The organism is Pseudomonas sp. GW823-FHT06B06, assembly GCF_058795195.1.
In genome coordinates this window covers 1-9,261 of the sequence record NZ_JBXAHO010000027.1, presented here as the reverse complement: position 1 = coordinate 9,261, position 9,261 = coordinate 1, and the positions used below count along the sequence as shown (strand labels likewise).

The following is a 9,261-nucleotide window of genomic DNA, read 5'->3' as shown; positions in this document are numbered from 1 at the left end:
TTGCGGGAATAGCTCAGTTGGTAGAGCACGACCTTGCCAAGGTCGGGGTCGCGAGTTCGAGTCTCGTTTCCCGCTCCATATTTAACAAAAACGCCGCTCATTGAGCGGCGTTTTTGTTTGTGCGCGATTTAGCTGCTGACGCTGTTTTACATCGACAGGATCAACCGCCCGGCGAACAGAATCAGGACCACCCCCATGCTGCGTTCGAACCAGTGTCCCATGCGCATGAACAGCAACCTGACCCGGCTGCTTGAAAAGAACAAGGCAACGATCACAAACCACAGGGCATTCACAAGGCACATCCATGCACCGTATAGCGCCTGGATCTTCAGGGGTGTCGTGGCGCTGATGATCGTGGTGAAGATCGCCAGGAAGAACAGTGTGGCCTTGGGATTGGTGGCGTTGGTCAGAAAGCCTGTCGTGAACGCCTTCAGCAGCGTTTGCTCGACAACGGGTTGATCTGTCGGCTGATCGCCTTCCAATACGGATTTCGGCCGGCTGCGCACCAGGCTGACACCCAGATAAAGAATGTAGGCTCCACCCACGACCTTGGCCACCGTCAATAGCCAGGGCGTGGTATGCATCAGCGCTCCGACTCCGAGCAAGGTATACAGCACGTGCACGGAAATCCCCGCGCCGATCCCCAGTGCCGTGCAGATGCCAACCATTCGGCCGAAACGCACACTCTGGCGAATCGTCACGGCGAAATCCGGTCCGGGCGCGACCACGGCCAGAAAGTGAATCGTCGCCAATGCCAGGAATTCGCCCAGGTAATTAGAAAGCATTGCAACTCCAGAAGGTCGGGGGGGACTCAGTCCACGTGGTAGTGGACGGACAACGTGCCTTTCTTTTGCGAAAGCGACGCGATCGTGACCGCGCCCAAATCCTTCAGGCTACGTACATGGGTGCCGCCACAGCCATAGGCGGGCAGTTCGCCAAAACTGATTTCCCGGGCGCCTTCGCGCAGCGATGTCAGGCGCGGCAGGTCATGGGCGATCCACTGTTCGAGGCCGTATTGCACGGTCTGCGCGTCAACGTCCAGCGCCGATTCTGACGGTTTGAATTGCACTCGCCCTTCACCGGGCCAGTGATGCGCCTTGATTGGCATCCAGCCCATGGCCTGGACGAAGTGTCCAATCAGATGGCCGGCTGAATGCATGCGCGTATTGATCTGGCGAGGCTGTTCATCCACCCGAATCAAGGTCATGCCAAGGTTGATTGGCTGATCGACGAAATGGACGATCCGGTCTGGATCCTGGACTACGCGTAGTACCCGGCTGTCGCCAATCCAGCCTATATCACAAGGTTGCCCGCCGCCCTGAGGGTGAAACAAGGTTGCGCGCAGCACCACGGCAAATTCGTTCTCGTGAGGTGCGCAGTCCAGGACTTCCACATTGGCCTTGAGGTCATCACTATGGAAAAAGAGGCGAAGCGTCATATTCCATGCTCGTATTCAAATTTCTATTTTTTATTATATGAAGCGCGGTTTGGCGTGATAATCCGTTCAAACATCAAAGGACTGTTGCGTTGTGAGCATAAATCTTCCACTGCCGTTGCTGGGTGAAATGGCGATTTTCGTCAAGGTCGTCGAAACCGGCAGTTTCTCCGAAGCCGCACGCCAGTTGGGCTCTTCGCCCTCGGCTGTCAGTCGCAGTATCTCGCGTCTGGAAAAGGCCCTGGCCACTCGCCTGCTGCAACGGACCACGCGCAAGTTACGGTTGAGCGACGGTGGCGAGGAGGTCTTCAAGCGCTGTCAGGAGATGGTCAACGCCGCCCGGTCAGTGATGGAAATCAGTGGTCAGTTCACCGACGAGCCCGAAGGGGTGGTGCGCCTCAGCGTGCCAAAAGCGGTCGGTCGAATTGTGATTCACCCGCATATGCCGGAGTTTTTGCGCCGTTATCCCAAGGTGGATGTGGAGCTGTTGCTTGAGGACCGTCAGGTGGATCTGATCGACGATCACGTCGACCTGGCGATTCGCATCACCGACCGTCCGCCAGCGGGGTTGGTGGGGCGACAGCTGCTGAGCATCGACCATTTACTCTGCGCCACCCCCCAATACCTGGCTGAGCACGGTACGCCGACTCACCCCCATGACCTGCTCAACCACAGCTGCATCTACTTGGGCGAAACCCCGAGCGATGCGCGCTGGAAGTTCAAGAAGGGCAGCAAATCCGTAACCGTCGGGGTGCGCGGGCGATATGCCGCCAATCACACGGGCGTACGTTTTGGCGCGGTACTGCAGCACATCGGCATCGGCAGCCTGCCGTACTTCACCGCGCGTCGTGCCTTGGAGAAGGGATTGATGGTGCAAGTGTTACCGGACTGGACTTTCCTGGCGTCCTACCACGGAGGCGCGTGGTTGCTGTACTCCCCCACGCGATACCTGCCACCCAAGCTGCGGGTGTTGATCGATTACCTGGTGGAGTGCCTGGAGAAGGAGCCGACGTTGGGCAAGCCGGGCAAGTCGAGCAGTTCGAATATTGCGGTTTCGGAGTATGAGCTGCCCGAAAGTGAGGGGTTGTTCTGAGGAAAGATCAAAAGATCGCAGCCTTCGGCAGCTCCTACAGGGTGTACGTGATTTCCATGTAGGAGCTGCCGAAGGCTGCGATCTTTTGATCCTGAAAAAAGGCCCGCATGTTCAACCATGCGGGCCTTTTTCATCAGTGCTTGCTGTCTTGATTGGACAGGGACAGCAGCTGTTTTTCCTGGTTCCAGTCGAAAGGCTCGTCATTCTGTTCGGCTTCGAAGCGACGTTCTTCCAGTGCCTGGTACAGGTCGATTTCATCATCGGGCATGTAATGCAGGCAGTCACCGGCGAAGTACCAAAGCAGGTCGCGTGGCACCAGGTGGGCGATTTGCGGGTAGCGGGTGATGACCTGGCACAGGATGTCCTGGCCCAGGTATTGGCTTTCGATCGGGTCGACCGGCAGCAGTGCAAGCAGTTCGTCGAAGCGCTCCAGGAACAAAGCATGGCTTTCGTCGGGAACCTGTTCGGCCTCACCTACGGCGACCAGGATGCTGCGCAGATGGTCGAGCAAAACGAGATGATCGGCAACGATGTTGGACACGAGATAAGTCCTCAAGAGCAAAACGGGCGCGGGAGTATAAAGCCCCCGCGCGCATTTTCCCATGATGGGGCGCTGGATGGATCAGCGGACCTTGCCATCGGTCAGTGCTATTTCCTCTTTGTCGAAAGCATCGACATCGATCACTTTGCGACGTGCCACTTCGGCCTCTCGAAGAGTGTGTGCTTCTACCGGTTGCAGTACGCCGGCTTCCAGTGCGGCATCGATGACATTTTCTCCAGCGACCGGTTTGACCTGGCCGCTCTTGAGCGCCATATGCAGTTTTTTACGCATGGGTAGCGCGGCGTTCAACTGATCGCAGGTGTGCTGCAGGACGCCAACAGGGTCTTCGACCGATTGCGGGCGATAGCAACCCAGCAGCACTTCCTCCAGGGCCGGATCCCCCTTGGCGCGGCCAATCACTGCGGCGACTTCGGCGCCGAGTTTGTCCGAAGGCCCTTTGTGACGACGCCCGAACGGGAACACGATCACCCGCAACAGGCAGGCCAGCCCCTTGCTCGGAAAGTTGTTCAGCAATTCGTCCATGGCCCGCTCGCCGTGACCGAGGCTTTCCTCCATGGCCCAGGTAAACAGCGGCTTCAGGTATTCCGGCGAGTCGAGGTCGTTGTAGCGCTTGAGCGCGGCGCTGGCCAGATACAGGTTGCTCAACACATCACCCAATCGTGCCGACAGGCGTTCGCGCCGTTTCAGTTCGCCGCCGAGCAGCATCATGCTGAGGTCGGCGAGCAGGGCGAATGCGGCTGCCTGGCGGTTCAGCGCGCGGAAATAACCCTGGCTGAGCTTGTCGCCCGGTACGTGCTCCAGGTGCCCGAAACCGAGGTTCAGCACCAGCGTGCTGGCGGCGTTGCCCACGGCAAAGCCGATGTGCTTGAGCAGCAGGCCATCGAACTCGGTAAGTGCCTGATCCTTGTCCTCCCGAGTGGCCAGGGCCATTTCCTTGAGCACGAAGGGGTGGCAGCGAATCGCGCCCTGGCCGAAGATCATCAGGTTGCGCGAAAGAATGTTCGCGCCTTCCACGGTAATGAAGATCGGTGCGCCGTTCCATTTGCGGCCCAGGTAGTTGTTCGGCCCCATGATGATCGCCTTGCCGCCGTGCACATCCATCGCCTGGCTGATGCACTCGCGGCCACGCTCGGTGAGGTGGTACTTGAGAATCGCCGACAGCACCGACGGTTTCTCGCCGAGGTCCACCGCGTTGGCAGTCAGCATCCGCGCGGCGTCCATCATCCAGGCGTTGCCGCCGATGCGCGCCATGGCTTCCTGGATGCCTTCGAAAGCGGCGATCGGCACATTGAACTGCTCGCGGATCTGCGCGTACTGGCCGGTCACCAGGCTGGTGAACTTGGCCATGCCGGTGCCCACCGCCGGCAGGGAAATCGAACGCCCGACGGACAGGCAATTCATCAGCATCATCCAGCCCTTGCCGAGCATTTCCTGGCCGCCGATCAGGAACTCCAACGGTACGAAAACGTCCTTGCCGGAATTAGGACCGTTCATGAACGCCGCCCCCAGGGGCAGGTGACGACGGCCGATTTCAACACCGGGCAGATCGGTTGGAATCAGCGCCAGGCTGATACCCAGGTCTTCCTCCTCGCCCAGCAAGTGGTCCGGATCGTACGCCTTGAACGCCAGGCCGAGCAGGGTGGCGACCGGGCCCAGGGTGATGTAGCGCTTTTCCCAATTGAGGCGTAGGCCGAGGGTTTCCTTGCCTTCCCATTCGCCTTTGCAGATCACCCCGGTGTCAGGCATGCCGCCCGCGTCCGAACCCGCGAGAGGGCCGGTCAGTGCAAAACAGGGAATTTCGTCGCCGCGCGCCAGGCGTGGCAGGTAATGGTTGCGTTGCTCGTCGGTGCCGTAGTGCAGCAACAGTTCGGCTGGGCCGAGAGAGTTGGGGACCATCACGGTAGAAGCCAGATCGCCGCTGTGACTGGCCAGTTTCATCGCCACTTGCGAGTGGGCGTAGGCCGAGAACCCCTTGCCGCCAAACTCTTTGGGAATGATCAGGGCAAAAAAGCCGTTGTCCTTGATGTAAGTCCAGGCCTCGGCCGGCAAGTCCATGGTTTGACCGAGCTGCCAGTCGCTGACCATGGCGCAGAGCTCTTCGGTCGGACCGTCGATGAAAGTCTGTTCTTCCTCGTTCAGTTGCACCTTGGGATAGGACAGCAGCTTGTTCCAGTCCGGACGACCGCTGAACAGCTCGCCGTCCCACCACACCGTACCGGCTTCGATGGCGTCGCGTTCGGTGTCCGACATCGGCGGCAAGGTTTTCTGGAACCAGTTGAACATCGGTGCGCTGAAGAATTTGCGGCGCAGGTCAGGCAATAGCAGAGGCGCCGCCACGGCGGCGGTGAGCACCCAGAAAATCAACAGCAGCCAGCCCGGTGCGCGGCTGAATGCGCCCATTGCCAGCAGAAAGACAGCCACGATGCCCAGGGCAGGCAGCGGCGCGATGCGACGGTGGGCTAAATAAGCTATCCCGACAACCAGAACCATTATCCACAACAGCAGCATATTTAATCCTCCGTGAACCCAGGGCGAACCAACCCACAGAGCTTAGACGGCATCCGCGAAACGGGGTGGTCAGAGCGAGGTGATTGAAATCGTGGGAAACCCTGGATGATTGTGTAGGCCTTAGGTGCGACAGACCGTGAAAAATCGTTCATTGAGCGGGCGGCAAAGCGCCCATGTTTGGCCGAAACGTCGTTATCTCTGTGCTGAACCTCTCGATAGACTCGGGGCTTGCCCTGGAGATTGCCCGCATGCATGAGTATCTGAGCCCCGGCCGCTTCATCGATAGTGACCACCCCTGCGTGGTGGAGTTCGCCGAAAAACATCGTGGCGCCAGTCGCGACCCGCTCCAGCAGGCGATCCAGCTCTATTACGCCGTGCGCGAGGCGGTGCGCTACAACCCGTACACCTTCAGTCGTGACCCACAGACCTTGCGTGGCAGTTATGCGCTGGCGAGCGGGGAGAGTTATTGCGTGCCCAAAGCCACGCTACTGGCCGGTGCCGCGCGGCATTGCGGGATTGCTGCACGCATCGGTCTGGCGGACGTGCGCAATCATCTGTCGACCCCGCGCCTGCTCGAATTGCTCAAGAGCGACGTGTTCGCCATGCACGGCTACACCGAGCTCTATTTGAATGGTCGTTGGGTCAAGGCCACCCCTGCGTTCAACCAGGGGTTGTGCGACTTATTCAATGTGGCGCCGCTGGAATTCGACGGGATCAATGACAGCGTGTTTCATCCCTTCAATCGCGACGGCGAGCAGTTGATGGAGTACCTGATCGACCACGGCCAGTTCACCGACGTGCCGGAAAAGTTCTTCTTCGAACACCTTGAAAAGTGCTATCCGCACCTGTTCGGCGAGCATCTTGCGCCGCTGCTGGGAGACATGCGCAGCGATTTGAGTCGCGCCTGATCCGGCGTATGCTGCCTGCGCATTCATCCATAAAGAGGCGGTCATGCTGAAGATCTGGGGTCGGAAAAATTCATCGAATGTCAGAAAACCATTGTGGGCCGCCGAGGAATTGGGCCTGGCCTATGAGGCCATTGATGCGGGCGGTGCCTTTGGTGTCGTCGATACGCCCGAGTACCGTGCCATGAACCCCAATGGCCGCGTGCCGGTGATTGAAGACGATGGATTCGTGTTGTGGGAATCCAACGCCATCGTCCGCTATCTGATGGCCAGGCATGCGCCGAACACCCCGTGGTATCCGGCAGATCTGCAAGCGCGGGCCAGCGCCGAGAAGTGGATGGACTGGACCACTTCGAGTTTTGCCGGACCGTTCCGTACGGTGTTCTGGGGCGTATTGCGCACCCCGGCCGATCAACAGGACTGGCCTGCGATCCAGGCTGCAATCAAGGAGTGCGAAGCGCTGCTGGCGATGGCCGATCAGGCGCTGGCGAGCCAGCCATACCTGTCCGGTGACGAGATCGGCATGGGCGACATTCCCTTGGGGAGTTTCATTTATGCCTGGTTCGAGATGCCGATCGAACGCTCGCCACAGCCCCATCTGCAGGCCTGGTACGCACGGTTGAAAGAGCGTCCGGCGTATCGCAAGGCGGTCATGACCGCGTTGACTTAATACTCACTATCGACACACTTGACTGTACTTGTGCGGCGGCGACAAGCACCATTGCACTGATGCGCCGCGGTTGCATTGCTCGCCGCCCGCCCATATCTGTCCCTTTCTTCCCTTCTTGGTGCGTAATCCGATATGAGTTCCGCTCTGTCCATCCGGCAGCTAACCAAAACCTACGGCAACGGTTTCCAGGCCTTGAGTGGTATCGATCTGGATGTCGCCGAAGGTGACTTCTTCGCCTTGCTCGGCCCCAACGGCGCCGGCAAATCCACGACCATCGGCATTCTTTCGACCCTGGTGAACAAGACCAGCGGCACGGTGAATATCTTCGGCCACGACCTGGACAAGAACCCGGCGGCGCTTAAGCGCTGCATCGGCGTCGTACCCCAGGAGTTCAACTTCAACCAGTTCGAAAAGACCTTCGACATCGTCGTGACCCAGGCTGGTTACTACGGCATCCCGGCGAAAGTTGCCAAGGAACGCGCCGAGCAATACCTGACCCAACTTGGCCTGTGGGACAAGCGCGATGTGCCGTCGCGTTCGCTGTCCGGTGGCATGAAGCGTCGCCTGATGATCGCCCGTGCGCTGGTCCACGAACCGCGCCTGTTGATCCTCGACGAACCGACTGCCGGGGTGGACATCGAGCTGCGCCGTTCGATGTGGACTTTCCTCACCGAGCTGAACAAGAAAGGCATCACCATCATCCTCACCACGCACTATCTGGAAGAGGCTGAGCAGTTGTGCCGCAATATCGGCATCATCGATCACGGCACCATCGTCGAGAACACCAGCATGAAACAGTTGCTCGGCCAGCTGCACGTCGAGACTTTCCTGCTGGATCTGAAGGGCAGCGTGAGCGCGCCGCCACAGTTGATCGGCTATCCGTCACGCTTGCTCGATGCCCACACCCTGGAAGTCCAGGTGGACAAAAGCATGGGCATCACTGCGCTGTTCACTCAGCTTGCCCAACAGAACATTGAAGTGCTGAGCCTGCGTAACAAAACCAATCGCCTCGAGGAGTTGTTCGTGTCCCTGGTGGAGAAAAATCTGTCGAAGGTGGCGGTATGAGTTCCGAGCTGCAGCCCAACCTCGTTGCCCTCAATACCATCGTTTACCGTGAGGTCCGGCGCTTTACCCGGATCTGGCCGCAGACCCTGCTGCCGCCAGCGATCACCATGGTTCTGTACTTCGTGATCTTCGGCAACCTGATCGGTCGACAAATCGGCGATATGGGTGGCTTCACTTACATGGAGTACATCGTGCCGGGCCTGATCATGATGTCGGTGATCACCAACTCCTACGGAAACGTGGTGTCGAGTTTCTTCGGCAGTAAATTCCAGCGTTCCATCGAAGAATTGATGGTGTCACCGGTGTCGCCGCACACCATCCTGATCGGCTACACCCTCGGCGGCGTGCTGCGCGGCTTGATGGTCGGGATCATCGTGACGCTGTTGTCGCTGTTCTTCACCGATCTGCAGGTGCATCACTTGGGCGTGACCATTCTGGTGGTGGTGCTGACTGCGACCATCTTCTCGCTGCTGGGCTTCATCAACGCCGTGTTTGCACGCAACTTCGATGACATCTCGATCATCCCGACGTTTGTGCTGACGCCCTTGACCTATCTGGGCGGGGTGTTCTACTCGATCTCGTTGCTGCCGCCGTTCTGGCAGACCGTGTCCTTGGCCAACCCGGTGCTGCACATGGTCAATGCGTTCCGTTACGGCATTCTCGGGGTGTCGGATATTCGGATCAGCATTGCGATTACGTTCATGGTGGTGGCGACGATCGTACTGTACATCGGTTGTGCGCGGTTGCTGGTGAGTGGGCGGGGGATGCGTACTTAAGATTTTCAAACGATGGCGGCCTGGCAGCCGACCTATTGATTGTTGACGGAGTACATATCCATTCCTGCGGTAACGGCCACTTAGGGTTTCGCTCTTACAGCGAGTCACTTGGAAGAGCCCCAAATAACCAAGGGCTCTTGCCCCCGGCGTTCGGTGCCTCGCTCCGGTCCTGGGGGGGGGGGGGGGGGGGGGGGGGGGGGGGGGGGGGGGGGGGGGGGGGGGGGGGGGGGGGGGGGGGGGGGGGGGG

The 9,261-nt window shown here is 59.3% G+C and carries 9 protein-coding genes and 1 tRNA gene; 6 read left to right on the top strand and 4 right to left on the bottom strand.

The genetic code is table 11. The features are described from left to right. Positions 1–2: 2 nt before the first annotated feature. Positions 3–78 (top strand) — tRNA-Gly (locus tag AC1Q8Q_RS22225). Between the two features lie 68 nt (positions 79–146). Here the strand turns inward: AC1Q8Q_RS22225 and AC1Q8Q_RS22220 are convergent. Both AC1Q8Q_RS22220 and AC1Q8Q_RS22215 read right to left on the bottom strand, forming a co-directional pair. Then, a complete protein-coding gene (locus AC1Q8Q_RS22220) occupies positions 147–785 on the bottom strand; it encodes a LysE family translocator (RefSeq protein WP_020799684.1) in 639 nt (212 codons plus the stop codon). A gap of 26 nt (positions 786–811) precedes the next feature. Continuing rightward, positions 812–1,438, bottom strand: coding sequence for a serine-tRNA(Ala) deacylase AlaX (locus AC1Q8Q_RS22215; RefSeq protein ID WP_033045665.1), 627 nt, complete (start codon positions 1,436–1,438; stop codon positions 812–814). A 91-nt stretch (positions 1,439–1,529) separates the two neighbouring features. Here AC1Q8Q_RS22215 and AC1Q8Q_RS22210 point away from each other — a divergent pair, with 91 nt between their 5' ends. Continuing rightward, positions 1,530–2,528 carry a LysR family transcriptional regulator gene (locus AC1Q8Q_RS22210; protein WP_020799682.1) on the top strand — a complete coding sequence of 333 codons (999 nt, stop codon included), beginning with the start codon at positions 1,530–1,532 and terminating at the stop codon, positions 2,526–2,528. Between the two features lie 133 nt (positions 2,529–2,661). Here the strand turns inward: AC1Q8Q_RS22210 and AC1Q8Q_RS22205 are convergent, their stop codons facing one another. Both AC1Q8Q_RS22205 and AC1Q8Q_RS22200 read right to left on the bottom strand, forming a co-directional pair. Further along, on the bottom strand, positions 2,662–3,069 hold the full coding sequence (locus tag AC1Q8Q_RS22205) for a PA2817 family protein (protein ID WP_008062898.1): 408 nt from the start codon (positions 3,067–3,069) through the stop codon (positions 2,662–2,664). Positions 3,070–3,150: 81 nt separating this feature from the next. Then, positions 3,151–5,598: an acyl-CoA dehydrogenase gene (locus AC1Q8Q_RS22200; RefSeq protein ID WP_492615502.1), complete on the bottom strand. Its 2,448-nt coding sequence runs from the start codon at positions 5,596–5,598 to the stop codon at positions 3,151–3,153. A 248-nt stretch (positions 5,599–5,846) separates the two neighbouring features. On the opposite strand from AC1Q8Q_RS22200, the gene AC1Q8Q_RS22195 reads away from it, so the two are divergent. From AC1Q8Q_RS22195 to AC1Q8Q_RS22180, 4 genes are all read left to right on the top strand, one after another. Further along, positions 5,847–6,506 (top strand): transglutaminase-like domain-containing protein, encoded by a 660-nt coding sequence (locus tag AC1Q8Q_RS22195; protein WP_020799680.1) that lies wholly within the window; start codon positions 5,847–5,849, stop codon positions 6,504–6,506. A gap of 43 nt (positions 6,507–6,549) precedes the next feature. After that, entirely contained in the window at positions 6,550–7,173 is a 624-nt protein-coding gene (locus AC1Q8Q_RS22190; RefSeq protein WP_020799679.1) for a glutathione S-transferase family protein, read from the top strand. A gap of 132 nt (positions 7,174–7,305) precedes the next feature. Further along, complete coding sequence (locus tag AC1Q8Q_RS22185; RefSeq protein ID WP_020799678.1) at positions 7,306–8,238, top strand: ABC transporter ATP-binding protein; 933 nt, start codon at positions 7,306–7,308, stop codon at positions 8,236–8,238. Next, entirely contained in the window at positions 8,235–9,014 is a 780-nt protein-coding gene (locus AC1Q8Q_RS22180; RefSeq protein ID WP_020799677.1) for an ABC transporter permease, read from the top strand. The genes AC1Q8Q_RS22185 and AC1Q8Q_RS22180 overlap by 4 nt, the downstream gene beginning before the upstream one ends. Positions 9,015–9,261 lie beyond the last annotated feature (247 nt).